This window comes from Olivibacter sp. SDN3 (assembly GCF_014334135.1).
Lineage (GTDB): Bacteria > Bacteroidota > Bacteroidia > Sphingobacteriales > Sphingobacteriaceae > Olivibacter.
Map to the genome: position 1 here is coordinate 3,018,775 of NZ_CP060497.1, position 16,251 is coordinate 3,035,025.

Annotated in this window: 19 protein-coding genes and 1 tRNA gene; 5 read left to right on the forward strand and 15 right to left on the reverse strand. The window is 41.0% G+C overall.

All coding sequences use genetic code 11. The annotated features are described in order from the left end of the window. Nucleotides 1–12: 12 nt before the first annotated feature. Entirely contained in the window at nucleotides 13–813 is an 801-nt protein-coding gene (locus tag H8S90_RS12375; protein WP_187342810.1) for a (Fe-S)-binding protein, read from the reverse strand. A gap of 93 nt (nucleotides 814–906) precedes the next feature. After that, a complete protein-coding gene (locus H8S90_RS12380) occupies nucleotides 907–2,199 on the reverse strand; it encodes a (Fe-S)-binding protein (RefSeq protein ID WP_187342811.1) in 1,293 nt (430 codons plus the stop codon). A 358-nt stretch (nucleotides 2,200–2,557) separates the two neighbouring features. On the opposite strand from H8S90_RS12380, the gene H8S90_RS12385 reads away from it, so the two are divergent. Beyond that, nucleotides 2,558–2,630: transfer RNA gene (locus tag H8S90_RS12385), tRNA-Phe, on the forward strand. A 590-nt stretch (nucleotides 2,631–3,220) separates the two neighbouring features. On the opposite strand, the gene H8S90_RS12390 is transcribed toward H8S90_RS12385, so the two are convergent. Continuing rightward, on the reverse strand, nucleotides 3,221–4,201 hold the full coding sequence (locus tag H8S90_RS12390) for a GlxA family transcriptional regulator (protein WP_187342812.1): 981 nt from the start codon (nucleotides 4,199–4,201) through the stop codon (nucleotides 3,221–3,223). A gap of 117 nt (nucleotides 4,202–4,318) precedes the next feature. Here H8S90_RS12390 and H8S90_RS12395 point away from each other — a divergent pair, with 117 nt between their 5' ends. Then, nucleotides 4,319–4,786, forward strand: coding sequence for an SRPBCC domain-containing protein (locus H8S90_RS12395; RefSeq protein WP_187342813.1), 468 nt, complete (start codon nucleotides 4,319–4,321; stop codon nucleotides 4,784–4,786). A 1-nt stretch (nucleotide 4,787) separates the two neighbouring features. Next, nucleotides 4,788–5,387 (forward strand): dihydrofolate reductase family protein, encoded by a 600-nt coding sequence (locus tag H8S90_RS12400; protein WP_187342814.1) that lies wholly within the window; start codon nucleotides 4,788–4,790, stop codon nucleotides 5,385–5,387. A 621-nt stretch (nucleotides 5,388–6,008) separates the two neighbouring features. Here the strand turns inward: H8S90_RS12400 and H8S90_RS12405 are convergent. Together H8S90_RS12405 and H8S90_RS12410 are read right to left on the reverse strand one after the other, a co-directional pair. Continuing rightward, nucleotides 6,009–6,512: a DinB family protein gene (locus tag H8S90_RS12405; RefSeq protein WP_187342815.1), complete on the reverse strand. Its 504-nt coding sequence runs from the start codon at nucleotides 6,510–6,512 to the stop codon at nucleotides 6,009–6,011. Between the two features lie 241 nt (nucleotides 6,513–6,753). Then, the gene (locus H8S90_RS12410) at nucleotides 6,754–7,113 is read right to left on the reverse strand and encodes a VOC family protein (RefSeq protein WP_187342816.1); all 360 of its coding nucleotides are present in this window, start codon (nucleotides 7,111–7,113) and stop codon (nucleotides 6,754–6,756) included. A gap of 557 nt (nucleotides 7,114–7,670) precedes the next feature. On the opposite strand from H8S90_RS12410, the gene H8S90_RS12415 reads away from it, so the two are divergent. Next, nucleotides 7,671–8,669 (forward strand): alpha/beta hydrolase, encoded by a 999-nt coding sequence (locus H8S90_RS12415; RefSeq protein WP_187342817.1) that lies wholly within the window; start codon nucleotides 7,671–7,673, stop codon nucleotides 8,667–8,669. A gap of 258 nt (nucleotides 8,670–8,927) precedes the next feature. Here H8S90_RS12415 and H8S90_RS12420 read toward each other — a convergent pair whose 3' ends face one another. Then, a complete protein-coding gene (locus H8S90_RS12420) occupies nucleotides 8,928–9,296 on the reverse strand; it encodes a helix-turn-helix domain-containing protein (protein ID WP_187342818.1) in 369 nt (122 codons plus the stop codon). Nucleotides 9,297–9,403: 107 nt separating this feature from the next. On the opposite strand from H8S90_RS12420, the gene H8S90_RS12425 reads away from it, so the two are divergent. After that, nucleotides 9,404–10,033, forward strand: a complete 630-nt coding sequence (locus H8S90_RS12425) for an NAD(P)H-dependent oxidoreductase (protein ID WP_187342819.1) — start codon at nucleotides 9,404–9,406, stop codon at nucleotides 10,031–10,033. A 152-nt stretch (nucleotides 10,034–10,185) separates the two neighbouring features. Here the strand turns inward: H8S90_RS12425 and H8S90_RS12430 are convergent, their stop codons facing one another. The 9 genes from H8S90_RS12430 to H8S90_RS12470 all read right to left on the reverse strand — a co-directional run bounded on the left by H8S90_RS12430 (nucleotide 10,186) and on the right by H8S90_RS12470 (nucleotide 16,208). Further along, nucleotides 10,186–10,836: an NAD(P)H-binding protein gene (locus tag H8S90_RS12430; RefSeq protein ID WP_187342820.1), complete on the reverse strand. Its 651-nt coding sequence runs from the start codon at nucleotides 10,834–10,836 to the stop codon at nucleotides 10,186–10,188. Between the two features lie 20 nt (nucleotides 10,837–10,856). After that, nucleotides 10,857–11,126 carry a putative quinol monooxygenase gene (locus H8S90_RS12435; RefSeq protein WP_187342821.1) on the reverse strand — a complete coding sequence of 90 codons (270 nt, stop codon included), beginning with the start codon at nucleotides 11,124–11,126 and terminating at the stop codon, nucleotides 10,857–10,859. 104 nt (nucleotides 11,127–11,230) lie between these two features. Continuing rightward, nucleotides 11,231–11,902, reverse strand: a complete 672-nt coding sequence (locus H8S90_RS12440; RefSeq protein ID WP_187342822.1) for a type 1 glutamine amidotransferase domain-containing protein — start codon at nucleotides 11,900–11,902, stop codon at nucleotides 11,231–11,233. A 142-nt stretch (nucleotides 11,903–12,044) separates the two neighbouring features. Then, nucleotides 12,045–12,608 (reverse strand): Crp/Fnr family transcriptional regulator, encoded by a 564-nt coding sequence (locus tag H8S90_RS12445; RefSeq protein ID WP_187342823.1) that lies wholly within the window; start codon nucleotides 12,606–12,608, stop codon nucleotides 12,045–12,047. A 247-nt stretch (nucleotides 12,609–12,855) separates the two neighbouring features. Next, nucleotides 12,856–13,434 (reverse strand): IS3 family transposase, encoded by a 579-nt coding sequence (locus H8S90_RS12450; protein ID WP_187342824.1) that lies wholly within the window; start codon nucleotides 13,432–13,434, stop codon nucleotides 12,856–12,858. Further along, complete coding sequence (locus H8S90_RS12455) at nucleotides 13,431–13,685, reverse strand: IS3 family transposase (RefSeq protein ID WP_187340276.1); 255 nt, start codon at nucleotides 13,683–13,685, stop codon at nucleotides 13,431–13,433. The genes H8S90_RS12450 and H8S90_RS12455 overlap by 4 nt, the downstream gene beginning before the upstream one ends. 32 nt (nucleotides 13,686–13,717) lie before the next feature. Next, nucleotides 13,718–14,017, reverse strand: coding sequence for a transposase (locus H8S90_RS12460; RefSeq protein ID WP_187340262.1), 300 nt, complete (start codon nucleotides 14,015–14,017; stop codon nucleotides 13,718–13,720). 23 nt (nucleotides 14,018–14,040) lie between these two features. Next, nucleotides 14,041–14,712, reverse strand: a complete 672-nt coding sequence (locus H8S90_RS12465; protein WP_187342825.1) for a PhzF family phenazine biosynthesis protein — start codon at nucleotides 14,710–14,712, stop codon at nucleotides 14,041–14,043. An 80-nt stretch (nucleotides 14,713–14,792) separates the two neighbouring features. Next, on the reverse strand, nucleotides 14,793–16,208 hold the full coding sequence (locus H8S90_RS12470) for a PLP-dependent aminotransferase family protein (RefSeq protein WP_187342826.1): 1,416 nt from the start codon (nucleotides 16,206–16,208) through the stop codon (nucleotides 14,793–14,795). Between the last annotated feature and the right edge of the window lie 43 nt (nucleotides 16,209–16,251).

Genomic DNA, 16,251 nt, shown 5'->3' on the forward strand with positions numbered 1-16,251 from the left:
GCTTGTTATCTGCTATAGTCCATTCGCTCTTGCAGTGATTTCCGCAATGTCCAATACCTGAACTTCTTCTTCTTTATTATAGTTTTTTACGCCATCCCGTAACATGGTCATGCAAAAAGGACAGGCAGCTGCAATCACCTCTGGTTCCGTTTTCAGTGCTTCGTCAATCCGTTCAATATTAATGTCTTTTTTTCCCGGTTCAGGCTCCTTAAACATTTGTGCTCCTCCTGCCCCGCAGCATAAACCATTGCTCCGGCATCTCTTCATTTCCACAAGTTGTGCATCGAGCGCTTCCAAAGTTTTTCTAGGAGCTTCATATACATTGTTGGATCTACCAAGGTAGCAAGGGTCGTGATAAGTAATTCTTTTTCCTTTAAAAGATTCTCCTCCACTGGCTTTTAATTTTCCCTCATCAATTAGTTGCTGAAGTAGTTGGCTATGGTGGATAACTTCGTATTGTCCACCTAAAAGCGGATACTCATTTTTGATCGTATTGAAGCAATGTGGGCAGGCGGTTACTATCTTTTTTACCTCATAGCCATTGAGCAATTCTATATTCATCATAGCTTGCATCTGAAACAGGAATTCATTTCCTGCCCGTTTGGCTGGGTCACCCGTACAACCTTCCTCTGTGCCCAAAATAGCGAATTTTAATCCTACGTGTGATAAAATTTTGCAGATATCCCGGGTAATCCGTTGTGCACGTTCGTCAAAACTGCCAGCACACCCTACCCAAAACAGTATTTCCGGAATTTCTCCCTTAGCAAGCATTTCAGCCATGGTGGGTACTTGTATTATCTTTTCGTCGCTCATATTGTAGTCTATTTTTGCTTTATGGCTATTAGGAAATTAGCTGTCAGCCTGCTAATTCCATAGATTAATGTAAACGTATTTTGTTCTATTGAACTAATTGACTTCCCTCCAGTTCGCTCTATCAGCTTGTGCATACTTCCACGGTGCTCCGTTATTTTCGATATTGCCGAACATAGCGTTGATGCTTGAGGGCGCTTGTGATTCTTCCATAATTGCGTATTGTCTTAAATTTACAATAATTTCAAGTGGATTAATATTTACCGGACAGGCTTCTACACATGCATTGCAGGTCGTGCATGCCCATATTTCTTCTCTGCTGATGTAGTCGTCGAGTAGCGCTTTTCCATCATCACTGAAATTGCCATTATGATCGATGTTCTTACCTATTTCTGCTGTGCGATCTCGCGTATCCATCATGATTTTTCTTGGCGATAGTAATTTGCCTGTAATATTTGCCGGACACACTGATGTGCAGCGACCACATTCCGTACAGGTATAGGCATCGAGTAGATTTTTCCAGGTTAGATCTTGAATATCTTTTACGCCGAATCGTACGGGTTGATCAGTGCTCGGCGGTGTGTAGGAGGGGTCTAACATAGCTTTTACTTCATGTTGAACGGACTCCATATTACTGAATTGTCCTTTGGGATGGAGATTGGAAAAATAGGTGTTGGGAAAGGCAAAAATGATATGCAGATGTTTTGAATAGGGTAGATAGTTTAAAAAAGCAAGCACTCCTACAATATGAAACCACCAACAGCATCTTTCTATAATGTGCAGTGCATCTAAGTCAGCAGGCAGTAAGTTTACTAACCACTGGCTAATAGGAAACGAACCAATAACTGTTTCCTGATTTAGGGATTGCATTTTGAAGTCGGCCGCATTCATGGATAAAAAGGCGATCATCAACAGGATTTCAGCTATCAGAATCAAATTTGCATCTGTTCTTGGCCATTTGGTCATTTCCACGCCAAAGAAACGTTTGACATGAATAATATTTCTTCTGATGAGAAAAATGGCGCAGCCCACAAGTACCCCTAAGGCTAACCATTCGAAACAGGCAATAAGGAAATTATAAAGTATTCCCAATCCAGCAAACACACGATGAGTACCGGCAAGACCATCGATCACGATCTCTAGCATTTCTATGTTAATAATAACAAAGCCTAGATAAACAAACAGGTGTAATACAAATGCTACAGGGCGTTTAGTCATTTTACTTTGACCAAAAGCAACACGCAACATAGTCTTAAGGCGCTCTTTAGGACGGTCACTGCGTTTTAACGGGCGTCCAAGTTTTATGTTTCTGACAATTTTCCGTATGTTATACGTAAATAAAGCGATTGCTAGTATAAAGATTACCGCGAATATCAACTGGCTAATCATAGTGAACAAAAGGTTTTTTTTACGAATTTAGTTAAATGTGTTTATTATGCTTGCATAATAATAAAAATTTAGAAGCAATTTAAATTGGGCGTGTTTTTACCGGGAATACAAACCAACTCAAGAAATGCTATTCTTGAAACGTATGGAGATTGCGCATTGTTTTTTGGTGTAAAAAAGTGGAGAGTTATTTAAGGTAGATCTCGAACAAAAATTTTCTAGCTGTTAATCAGGTTTATGCGTTTAAAGAGCAAAAAAAATTGATATTTTTTTGATTAAAACTTTGGTGTATTCAAAAAAGACACTACATTTGCATTCCCAAAACAAACAAAAAAGCTTTTTAACAAGCTCGTTTGCAGGAGGTACCATAGCTCAGTTGGTAGAGCAAAGGACTGAAAATCCTTGTGTCACTGGTTCGAATCCAGTTGGTACCACATAAAGCCTTTCTAATTAACGTTAGAAGGGTTTTTTTATGCACTTTTGTGTAAAAAACAACCAAAGCCCCAAAATCCGAAAAAACAGTTCTAGCGAGGTTCTACAGATTTTTTGTTGAATCCGGCGCATGGAGTGGCACAGTGGGACCAGGAGACATACCATGTTGCCGGATCCTTCTTCGCTCAGTCATATTATTTACGGGTGGGACAGATATGCCATCTGAAGCCCTGTGCGGTAAGCGGCCCTGCTAAGGCCGGGTAAGGAAAGCTGGGTGCGGAAAGGTACCGCAAGCCTGCGAGGAGAGCTTTCCGCATTCGGCTTCCGCGCCATGCGGTCCGGCAGCGATTGGATAGTGTGTTTGCACAGCCGGACGGCAAAGGGAGATACCTATAATGGGCGGGCAATCACAAAAGAGTCTGCGCCAGGGGGAAACTCACCAGGCATGCGACCGGACACCGGCCTGGCGCGATTAGGCCTGAAGGCGTAAGAGGGAGAATGCCGCCCGGGTGCTCCGATGAGTTGAATTACTTCCGTCAATCCTGTTTATGGCAACACCTTGTTAGTGGCATGTGACTTTTGTCGGCCGTGTTTAATTCATTCCTTCCCTGTTATATCTACCTTTATATTCCAAAGGCGATATTCCCGTTATTTTCCTAAAAACTTTCCGAAATGCCTTTACGTCTGAATAACCCGCTTCGTACATTACTTCATTAACCGTTTTGCGGCTGGTTTCAAATGATTTTTTTGCCATTTCAATCTTTACCCGCTGAGCATATTCAAGCGGTGTATTTCCTGTAGCCTTGATAAATCTCCTGTCGAAATTTCTCCTGCCTGTGGCAAATTTTGAACACAGATCTTCAATCGAAAGTTTTTCATCAAGGTTGCTTTCAATATAAGCCTGTGCCTCTTTCACCATTTCATCGCCGTGCAGCTTCTGTCCCTTGAATATGATAAACGGCGACTGGCTTTGTCTGTCCATTTCTATCTGAAATTCTTTGGAACAAAAAATGGCCGTTTGCCTATCAAAATATTTCTCAATAAGGTAAATGAGGAGATTGAGAAAAGAATAGGCGCCACCATTTGTATAAATGCCATTTTCATCTGTAATCAATTTGTCCGTTTGCAGGTTTACTTCCGGAAACATTGTTCTGAAAGTATCCGCATCAGACCAATGTGTAGAGCAGGCTCTTCCGTTCAGCAAGCCGGAGGAGGCCAATAAAAATGCACCAGTGCACATAGTAGCTATTTCAGCTCCATTTTTATATTGCTTTTTCGCCCAGTCCATCATCAGTTTATTTTGTTTGATCGCCTTTTGAAAATTATGGATCAAGGCCGGAATAACGATGAGGTTCGTCTGATCAATAGCAGCAATATGGGTATGTGGTTGCACAGCGAACAGGCGACCATACAGATCCACTTTGGGGGAAACACCCACCAGTTGAATTTTAAATAAGTCCCTTCCGTCATTTTCCTTCCAATAAGCGTTGGCCCGGGTAAATATTTGATAAGCACCTACTATGGTGCTGAGATTAACTTCTCCATCAGGAACCAGAATGGTAATATGTTTCATCGTTTTTTTCACAGATATAGAATTTATGTTTGTCCAAATCAGCCCCTTTAAAAGTCTATTTAGCACCCCATAAAAGTAATATTTAGACCTGATATTTGCTTTATAAAATTTACAGCTATGCCAGATATTCGTCACAGATTAAAAATTGAAGCTTCCGCCGAAAAAATATACAATGCAATCACTACTGAAAAGGGATTGTCGGGATGGTGGACTGAAAACACAACTGCAAAGCCGGAATTGAACACTATTGCCCGTTTTGCTTTTGACAATAAATACTTCAAAGAAATGAAAATTACGGAGCTGACGCCTTTGAAGCGGGTTACATGGCTTTGTCTGGAGGGTTATGCATCCTGGATAGGCACTACCATTTCTTTTGAGATCGAACCGGGTGATAATGGATGCGTGTTATCTTTTCAGCATAATGGCTGGAAGGCGTATTCAGAAGGGTTTGCTGTTTGCACATACGACTGGGCCATGTTTCTCAGAAGCCTGAGATTGCTTTGTGAAACCGGAAAGGGATTGCCCTGGCCACACAATAATGAATTGGCAAATACTGACCGGGGCAATCAAACAAAAATAAACTGACATGAGAAAATTGATCGCTGCAATGAAAATGTCTCTTGATAATAAGATCGCGGGACCCAACGGTGACCCGGATTGGATAGCAGCCTGGTCTGAAGACTACGGCCTGACACCGCAGATAGATGCCTGCCTGCTTGGCGGAACAATGTACAACGAAAGCGGCTACGAGGAGTATTGGACCGCCATACAACAAAATGAACCGGGTAACCGCCTCTCCATGACCGGCAGGGTGCCGACGCCCGGTGAAATTGAATGGGCCCGCTTTGCCGCAAAGACACCGCATTATGTGCTGTCGACTACGCTTGATTCCGCTCTATGGCCTAATACGAACTTTATACGTAGCTTGGATGAAGTTGCTGCCCTGAAGCATCAGCCCGGCAAGGATATTTATCTTATTGGGGGTGCCCAGACGGTAGCAAACTTAATTGAAGCGGGACTGGTGGATGAGATCCGCCTATTGGTGTATCCGCTCATTGCAGGCGAAGGGAAAGCGCTTTTTGCAAAGATGGAACACCTTAACGAGCTGAAACTACTGAAGGTTGAACAACTTAAAGATGGACGTGCAAGTTTGACCTATAGGATACTGCCCAAAGGAGTTAACTGATTGCTGTGCACTTTAAGCCCAATCCCTGTTTTGCTGAATTGAATGATGCAGAAGGACTAAAATTCATCTGTCCAAATCGACCTTCTAAACATTCTCCTTACAGGTGACAATTGGTCTGTTTCTTTATGAAATAATTTTGATAACGCTAAAAAAAGTAAAATTACGTAAGCTAAAATTTCACAACCACCATATATATAGATCAAACTCCGGAAGAAGTATTTCATATTGTCAATAATGTTCGCGGATGGTGGTCTAACAATATCGAAGGTGGGCCTGATGCTGCATTGGTTGGAAAATGGAAACTGCCCAAAAAATAGTTCTAGCCGTACCTCAATCGTTATGGGCCAGTTAGCCAAGAGCTGCTGTTGACGTCTTGCACAAAGTCTTATAAATACCCGTTAGTGGACAGTTCATCGTGGGCTTTACAAGTGTCGGGTTGTGCGGTCGCCAAACATTGCCTGTAACGGTTCGGGGCTTTGCGAGGGCGGGGGAATCGAAGCACAAATCTTCAATTTTGCACGAAAGTTCAATAGAAATACAACTGTTGAACTTTGCAGTTTCGCCCCACTATTGCAAAACCTTTAGTTGTAGCCACATTTCGTCCGTTTAATTTTTGACCGTCTATTTTTCGGCAAGTTTCTTTGCTTGACCTACCCAATTCGGTGCATTGTCAATAGTCTGTCTAAGGAACAAGTTAAACTGTGCGGAATGATGTTGAATATGTCTCATATTATACAACAAAATTTCAAGTAAAGAATAGTTTTTGCGTTCGTTAATCCAACGGTCGTTCATTCTGTTTGGTGTTAGTTCGCTAATAAGCCGATTTGCTTTCAGCCGGCAATGTTCCAAGTAGATAAGAACCTCTGGCTTTGTGTAAGTTCTTTCCGGTTTTTTACCTGTAGGGTCAAATTCTGAAAAAGTAAAAGGTTTCGGTGGCTCAAATTTATGAGGTTCTGTCGATAAGTAATAGTCTGTCCAAAAAATGCAATGGAAAGATAGATACCAAAAGTCTAATTCTGTTTCCCAATGTTCGTCAGGACACATATTGATTGCATTTTCGAGCATATCGAGGCTTGCTCCAAATTGTGTCCAAATTGCGTCTGTTATCGATGTTGAATTCTCCATATTTTTTCTCAATTTGTCGTTATGTTAGTCGGTAAGTGGTTACAGCTAACGGTCAAGTATAAGCGTAGTGCGGGACTTCGGAGCTATTCACTTTACGCCTACCGCAAAGTTTCTTAGGAGCAAAAGTGCTCAATTTTAGCGTACAGCATGCATTACGCTTATACAATGTTGGGCTCAGGTTTTTTTATTCGTTTCTGTTTTTAAATCTGCTATTGTTTTTAGATTTATTTTGTTTGAAACGTCAGGCTGGTGGAAAGGAAGGCGAGGGTGGTGTCGCCAAAGTGAGCAGGTTGCCGTCAGGGTCACGAACTTGTGCCAGTGTCGAATAATCACCCTGAATGTCGTCCCCGATTACGATGCCAAGGCCCTGTAGTCTATTGCGTTCGGCAACGACATCTTCAACGTAAAGGAACATCACGCCTTTGCCTGCAATCTCTTTGTCGGTGGAAAGAGCCAATCCACTTTGGTCAAATAGCTCCCATTGAACTAACGTGTCCATCGGACGGTTATCCGGCCCACGGCCAAGTAGCTTAGTATACCAATCTTCGGCCATTGCAAGGTCTGTAGTGAGTAATGAAGTGTAGATTCTCTGAAGTTTCATAATATCAAATTTTTAGAGGTTTATTTAACAATTTGTTATTAATGTATCAAAAATAGTCCTTTTTCTGACAAACATTCTATTAGGTCAACTTGCGCCCAACTCGTAAATATGCGCATAACCTTTTAGGAAACAAGTATAGCAATATTCTTTGGTTTGTCTGTACAACTGTCTGTTTTTTAATCCGTTACTTAGGAGCCTATCCCATCTGTTCCATTGCGCATTCTGTATAACTTTTCTGGGTATGCTATGATGGTAATACAAAATGCGCAATGTGGGGAAGCAACGATTCTCAGGCCTTTTGCCTGGTCTGCTACATAAATCCATCACAGATGCAAAAACAGGGTTCGAGATCCTTGCCCATCTGTTCCGTGCGGGTTTATTTAAAATTCCTCCCCTTGTAAAATACTGTCTTGTCCTGAAATAGCTTTGACAGATTATTAAATATTAAAGTGTGATGGAAATCACACTTTTTTTGTGCGTTAGCTCCTCGCAGGGAAAAGGGGCACACAGTAAATTTGCTTTATAAATTATTCATTGACAACTAAATATTTATAAAGATGAAAAAGTTCTTATTTGCAACATCGGCACAACCTCCTGCAAATCAGGATCCGAGTATTTCCAAAGAAACCAAAGCATTTCTTAAGGTACTGAACAGCGGTGGTGGTGACCCCCTTGAAACTATGTCTCCAAAAGATGCACGTTTAGTGTTGGTGGGAGCTCAGAACTCGGTAAATTATGATTACTCCGATATTGAAGAATCAGAAAGAACAATCACCCAGGACGGGATTACGGTAAAAATCCATGTTGTAAAAGCCAAAGAGGCAAAAAAAGATGTTCCTGTATTTATGTTCTTCCACGGAGGTGGATGGGTATTAGGTGACTATCCAACCCACAAAAGACTCGTACGTGACCTCGTAGTTAATAGCGGAGCAGTTGCTGTATTCCCGGATTACACACCGTCACCCGAAGCCCGATTTCCGGTGGCAATTAATGAAGCCTATGCCGCTACAAAATGGGTTTCGCTTCACGGCCGTGAACTAGGAGTGGACAGTTCAAGATTGGCCGTTGCCGGGAATAGCGTAGGAGGTAATATGGCCGCTGTTGTTTCATTGATGGCAAAAGATAGAAAAGGGCCGAAAATCAGTTTCCAGTTATTATTATGGCCGGTGACAGATGCGGATTTCACAAGGGAATCCTATACAAAATATGCCCAAGAGCGGTTCTTAACAACACCTTTGATGAAATGGATGTGGGATAATTATGCACCGAATCTTGCAGAACGCAAGGGCAAATATGCTTCCCCTGCCAGAGCTTCGTTGGAAGAATTAAAAGGTCTGCCCTCTGCATTGGTACAATTAGCCGAAAACGACATTTTATATGATGAAGGTCTGGCTTATGCTAGGAAATTAGATGAAGCGGGTGTACCGGTAACCGTTACAGAGTACAAAGGATTTATCCACGACTACGGGATGCTCAATCCATTGAGCCATATACCAGCAGTTCAGATTTCTGTAAAACAAGCCGCAGTTGCATTGAAAGATGCTTTACACAGGTAATTAATGATACATGGAATTTTAGAGATCTCATCGCGATTCGGCTGAGATCTTTTTATGTTTTTGCACCTTCTGGTAATTACACTGTGATAGATTCAGAATTTTTATAAAAGAATACCTGTTACGCGGTTTGAATGAGTTATGGTTTATGGCAGTTGATGAAAATAGAACAGATACTTTCGATTCGCTGAGCAATATCCTTTGTAGGCTTATCGAACAGAATAATAACTAAACATCTTTAAAATTCAGGACTGAGTTTAGCTAGCCCTTCTCTTTTTCCATTCCTCTTATAATGCGTTCCCGATGATTTAATCCCCAATCCGCAATGGTTTGCGTTAAATTTTTTAAAGAGGTGCCGTATTCGGTTATCTTATATTCTACAGCAACAGGCGATGTGGCCAATACATTTCGTTCAATCAATCCATTCACTTCCAACTCTTTCAGTTCTCTGCTCAACATCTTTCCTGATATTCCTAGTACCTCCTTCAATAGTTCGGAATAACGCATAGGATGAAAGCATAAGCAAGCGATAATGGATACTTTCCATTTTCCACTTAATATTTCCATTGTGTCGTTAATAGCCAATATGGTTTGACTACATTCTTTTGATACTATATTCCCTTGTTTCATACTTGTCCTTTAGTTACCCAAATGTCACTATTACTTTTTGTTACTTAGTGACAAATTTAAGCAAAATGCATTTATTTTTGTGCCGTAAAGAATAAATTATAACAATAATGGAATTAATCAATCATTTAAAGTGGCGCTACGCCACCAAAAAGTATACGGAAGAAAAAGTCAGTGAAGATAAAATCAATCAAATTGTAGAAGCCATTAATCTTACCGCCTCTTCATGCGGGATACAGCCCTATCGTGTTTTTGTGATTTCCGATCCTGAATTAAGAGCTAAGTTGGGAGAAGGTTCTTTCAATGGACAGATTGCAAATTCTTCTCATTTATTGGTATTTGCCGCATTCAATAATATCTCTACGGCGTATATTGAAAAATACATACAGATGGGCGAAAAACAACGAAATTTACCTGAGGGAGCCATGGATGATTTAAAAAATGCATTGGTTAGCTATTTCGGTCCCAATAGTACCGAGGCAAATGCAACGTGGTCTAACAAACAAGCGTACATTGGATTGGGAACAGCTTTGATTGCTGCTGCGGAATTAAAGATAGACACAACACCTATGGAAGGATTCGATCCAGAGCGATTTGACGGCTTATTAGGGCTTTCAGAGAAGGGTTTGCACACCACCGTTATTCTTTCGTTGGGGTATCGCGATACGGAAAATGATTATCTGGCCAATACGGCAAAAGTGAGATTGCCAATTGATGAGTTTTCAACTTTTATAAAATAAGCCCACGGGATTCAATTTTCATAATATGGAATGAAAATCAAGTAGTGTATAAAGCACTGCTTTGTCCATAAACAAAAAATCTTTCCAAAAGCTGGAAAGATTTTTTGTTAAAATACTTTTTAAGACAATATGATGAGTAGGAATGTGTGTTTCTACACAGACATTAAAGCTTCTGCGATGGGTGTTTCTCCATCGTGCATGGTAATTACTTTTCTAAAAGTGGATGAAATATCTAGCACTGCAGCTAGCGTCTTCACAACATTCTCAATGGAATTACCTCCGGGATATTCCACATTCACTTTTATCTTTCCTGAGCCTCCTGTCTCTTCAAGGCTTCCGGGTTGTAAAATTGTGAAATCCAAATTAGTATTACGAATTAACCAGTTATCTGCATAGTGTTTTGCAATGTTATAATCAGTTAAATCTTTTAAAAAACTTTCGTTCCATCTACTGGGTTGCAGCGCAAATACAGAGCTTAACATGATATAGCGTTTTATTCCTGACAATTCAGCAGCCTGCATCGTCTTCACAGCTCCATGCAAGTCCGTTTGTAACAAATTTCTACCACGTGAACCAGCGGTAAAATAAATTACCTCAATCTCATGGGTTCGGAACACATCTGCCATCTCTTGCGCACTCCAATCCAGGTTAAATTCCAACGGAGATACGTTTGCATTCGTCCATACTGGGTTGCTATCACCGTGACGTGAAGCCGCAAATACAATGTGCTTTGAGTCCTGCAAAACTTCTACTAGTTTTGAGCCCACTCTCCCTTTAGCTCCAATAATTAATATATTACTCATGTCATTTTAGTTTTAAATCGTTATAATTCTATCAATGAAGCAAGTATTACTTCCCGTTTTTCAAGTAAAGGAACAATCTTTCGTACGACGACTTCCTGAAAGTGGGATGCATTGCGATGAAAGTCAAGTGCCTCTTTATCGACATATTCTTCAAACAGCATTAGTGTATGCTGGTTTTCATTCCCCAGAAAAATCTGATATTTAAGATTGCCCGCTTCTGCTGAACTTTTTGCGACAGCTTCTTTTAATAAAGACAACACATTTTCAATTGTCCTTCCCTGACCTGCCATTTGGCAAAAGCTGTTATGGTTTTTGATTCCATGATTTCTTCTATTTTGTTTAACCCGGCAATGTTTCTGCAGTTTTTAAGAATATTGCCGGGTATGATTAATTGCTATTTACTAAGAATACTTACTACTTTTTCTCCGACACCTTTTGCAGATGCAGGATTTTGGCCGGTAACAATTTTCCCATCCTGAATACTGTGTGCAGACCATGCTGTTGCGGGGTGGAAAATAGCTCCCTGCCCGGTAAGTGCGGTTTGTAAATCAAAAGGAACATCAGCTCTTGCATATTGGTCTTCTTCCTCAGTTGTGAATGAGGTGATATTTTTACCGTTAAGCAAATAGGTTCCGTCTGATAATTTTACATTTAAAAACGAAACAGGGCCATGACAAACAGCACTTATTACTGCTCCTCGATCGTATGCTTCTGCAATTACCTTTTTCAATAATGGGTTTTCAGGCATATCTACCATAGGAGCTAATCCACCGGGGATGAAAAGAGCATCATATACGCTTGTATCTACATCGCTGAGTTTTGTTGCTTTCTGCATTTCCTCCCAACCATCTCCTGTCAAAAACGTTAAATTATCCGGGTCATCTGCCAGATTAAGGGCATCAAGATAAGGGGTGTCACCAGACAAAGATGCAAAATCAATCTTAAACCCCGCTTTATCAAATTCAGCGTAAGGATGTGCTACTTCAGGTAAAAATGTACCTGTTCTTCTATTGTTCGGACCAATACTATCTGCATTGGATACGATGATTAAAATTCTTTTACTCATGATTTTAAAATTTAAAAAGTGATTACTATTCGTTGCTTTTGATAAGTCAAAGGTAGGACCACCATACCCTTGTTACAAAGGAGCGAGCGCACAAAAAAAGTGTGATGGAAATCACACTTTAATATTCAATAATCTGTAAAAGCTATTTGGAGTGCATCCTGCTTAGGGTCTCCCGGCTGACACCAAGATATTCAGCAATCAGCTTCTTTGGTAAGCGCTGCAATAAATCGGGATACATTTTTGAAAAGGCCTCATATCGTTCTATCGGAGTACTGGACAACAGAAGTTTAACTCTTTCCTGTAATGCTACATATCCATTGGTCAGTTTAACACGGTAAAAATGTTCCATTTTGTGAAATTCCGAAGCTAGTTTTTCCCTTGTTGCATAGGTAGAATACAAAACTTCTCCGGCTTCAATACATTCTATGAAAATTGTACCTGTCTTATGTTTAAAAAAAGCCTGATAATCAGACATCCACCAGTTTTCCTGAGCAAATTGGATAATGTATTCCTTTCCTTGCTCATCCAAAAAGAAAACCTTGTACAACCCGGATAAGACTAAAAACTCATACCGCACCTCATCACCTTCGTGAACCAGATACTGGTTCTTTCTTACTCGTTTCAGAGCAAAAAATTCCTTGAGGTAATTAAACTCCTCATCGCTTAAAGGCGAAATCTGTTCAATATGTCTTCGCAGTCTATCCAAATTGTTCTTAGGTAATCTAAAATGTAAAACAGTTATAAGGTAGCTAAATTACGAAAAATACTACAATCAAATGTAGATTTCGCCTTTCATATAGAGTACGGCGTTACCCGCCAATTCCATCCTGTTACCCAACAAACGGCAATGAAGTTCCCCGGTCCGTTTGGAAATCTGTAAAGCCTTTAATTCCGTTTTGTTCAATCGGTCTGCCCAATAGGGTTGGAATTGCAACTAAAAATAGGAGACTTTTTTATGCTGCCATTTTTTCTTTTTCCAATAGCATTTCTTCGATCTGTCTGGGTGTCTTATAACCCAGAGCAGAATGTGTTCTTTTGGTGTTATAAAATCCTTCAATGTATCCAAAGATCTCCAATTTAGCTGACTGCTGATCCATGAATTTTCTATGATAGACCATTTCAGCCTTTAATGTCTTGAAAAAGCTCTCAGCAACTGAATTGTCCCAGCAATTCGCTTTTCTGCTCATGCTTTGAAGTATCCTGTTTTCTACAATTACCTCCCTGAATTCATCGCAGGCATATTGGATCCCTCTATCCGAATGGAAGATCAGTCCATCTTTGACACGCCGGTTTTTAATAGCCATCCTGATGGCTTCTACAGAAGTGTTTTTAGCGGTCATATCAGTACTCAAAGACCATCCGATGACTTTTCTGTCCGCCAGATCAATGACTGTTGTTAGATAAAGCCACCCTTTGTCAGTATGGATATAGGTAATGTCGCCAACCCATTTCTGTGACAGGGCATCCGCTGAAAAATCTCTTTGGAGGAGATTTTCAGCTATCCCATAGCTATGGCTCGAATCTGTGGTCACCCTATATTTTTTTTGACCTTACTTCGTATCCCATGTTTCTTCATCAACCTTGCAACATAGCTTCTTGATACCATTTCACCTTTTTTATGCAGCTCTGCAGTTATCCTTGGACTACCATAGATATACTTACTGTCACTGTGTACCTGCTGTATTTTATCCAGAAGTGCTTTACTTCGCTGTTCACTAGGGGACTCCGGAGAAATCAGCCAACGATAAAAACAACTGCTACTAACGTTCAATACTTCGCACATCTTCTCTACGGAATATACCTCTCGGTTCGCCTTTATGAACCGGTATATGGACCGTCTCCCCTGGAGAAGATGGCTATGGCCTTTTTTAATATATCACGCTCTAATTCTGTTTCTCTTAATTTTTTACGCAAAATTCTCAACTCCTGTTCCTCTGGGCTAATTTTAGGATTGTCAGGTAAAACTTTATTCCCATTATAACGTGGGTTTCTACGCCACTTACTGAGCAAACTGGGGTCTATGTCTAATTCCTTAGCTACATCGGCTACAGACCCCTTAACAACGCTCAAATCGACCGCCATGGTCTTAAACGAATCATCAAATTTTCTATGCATTTCTACAAATTTAAAATTACTATCTAAATCTGTCTCGCTTTAAAGGTAGCAACTCCAGGTATAAGGGTAGTATGCGCCGAACCGCAAACAGGGTCTTCATTCACGCCGACTGCCGGGCCAAAAAAACGGGAAACAAAATCGTGGGTATTGCCCTTTGCCGTTACGATAAATCCCCTGGCATCCATTCCTCCCATCAATGGCAGATTAGGCTTTATGGTTGCGATGTCTTCCTGCCTGTCGAATACCAGCATGTAATCGGTCTTGCCTTTGAAAGCCGCAATCGGTTTTTTATCTGTTGCCGCAATCAGTTCATCGGTCAATTCGATTTCCGTAAATTGGTCTGTCGGGAAATTGAGCACAAATTTTTTCTGCTTTACGGTCACGGATAAATTACCGCTTCGTAGGGAATAAAAATTGATGTTATCCTTTCCATAATTTTCGTAGTGATGCATGACGAACGCCGAAGCAAGTGTAGCGTGCCCGCAAAGATCAACTTCCACAGTAGGGGTAAACCAACGGATTTCTACATTGTTTTCGCCGATGACATAAAATCCTGTTTCAGAAAGATTGTTTTCGGCTGCGATTTTCAACAAGATATCATCGGGCAACCATTTTGCTAGGGGACAGATTGCTGCGGGGTTTCCTTTGAATACTTCATTGGTGAAGGTGTCTACGTGATAAATTGTCAAATTCATTTCTTTACTTTTTTATGCAAACTTACAGACTTTGTATTTTTGGATACAGGTACAGATTTGTCTTTTTTATAGGACACAGATCATAACGAATTTTTGACGATACGCCCCAACCGTTTGAGATCATTTTCAAGCTTGTCGTTCCATTCCAACGCAAAACTCAACCGCATACAATTGTGATACCTTTCCTGAAGCGTAAACATTCTGCCGGGTGCAAAACTGATGTTTTTCCGAATGGCGGTATCATAAAGCTTTGCCGTATCAATCCGTTCATCCAATTCGAGCCAAAGTACAAAGCCGCCCTGTGGTTGCGATATTTTGGTGTTGTCGGGAAAGTATTCTTCGATAGCCCTTTGGAAATGCAAACAGTTGGCATAAAGTCGGTTCCTGAAATTGCGTAGGTGATGTTCATACCGTCCATGCTCCATAAAGTCTGCTATCACCTCCTCATAGAGTATTGGTGCGGAAATGGTCTGTAGTAGCTTATGCCGCATTATTTTATCCTTGAATCTGCCGGGTGCTACCCAACCCACCCTATAACCGGGAGCCAATGTCTTGGAAACTGAACTGCACCACATAACTATACCTGCCTTATCGAATATTTTGCAGGGTTTTGGTCTTTCCGTTCCGAAGAACAGGTTACCGTACAAGTCGTCTTCTATCAATGGTATGTCGTATTCGGCCAGCATGTTGACCAGCTCTTTTTTATGGTTATCAGGCATAAGGCTACCAAGTGGATTGCTGAAATTGGTGGTAAAGCAACAGACCGTGATTTTATGGAGTACTTTCTTTAACGCGGCAAGGTCAACCCCTGTGAGCGGATGTGAAGGTATTTCGATAACATGAAGCCCAAGTGATTTGGCAATCTGTATCGTTCCAAAAAAAACGGGTGTCTCTACCGCCATTGTGTCTCCAGGCTTGCTCACCGCGAGCAGACAATGGAACAGTGCATTCATCGTACCCGACGTGGTTATCAAATCATTTTCGGTAAGCCCGCCTCCATACACCATACTCCATTTAGAAACCATCCTCCTCAGATAGGCGCTGCCCTGTACGGGATGATAGCTTGTGCCACTATTATTCAGCTCTCGAATCTTTTTGAAGATTCCTTTATTGAGTTTGGCCGTTGGAAGCATACTAGCGGAAGGTGTGCCAAGTGAAAACCTAGTAATTCCCTCGCTAGTCATGGAAGAAACCACCTTATCGATCAGGTCATCAGGTGGTTTTTCATCGGGTGAGGATAGCAGCTTGCCCACCGATGGCAGTGGAAATCTTCGGGGCGATGTATTGCTGACAAAATACCCTTCACGTAAACGGGGTTCGATCAGTGACTTACTCTCTAGTTTCAGGAAAGCTTGTTTGGCCGTGTTCATGCTTACGTTATAAATTTTTTGAACGGTACGGATAGATGGTAATTTATCGCCAAATTTTAGCGTTTCATTGGCGATTTGTTCTTCGATAATGTTTGCAATTTTTAGGTACAACCGTTCTTTTTTCACGCAATGCAATTTTGTGTACACCGTAAATGTACAAAATATAAAC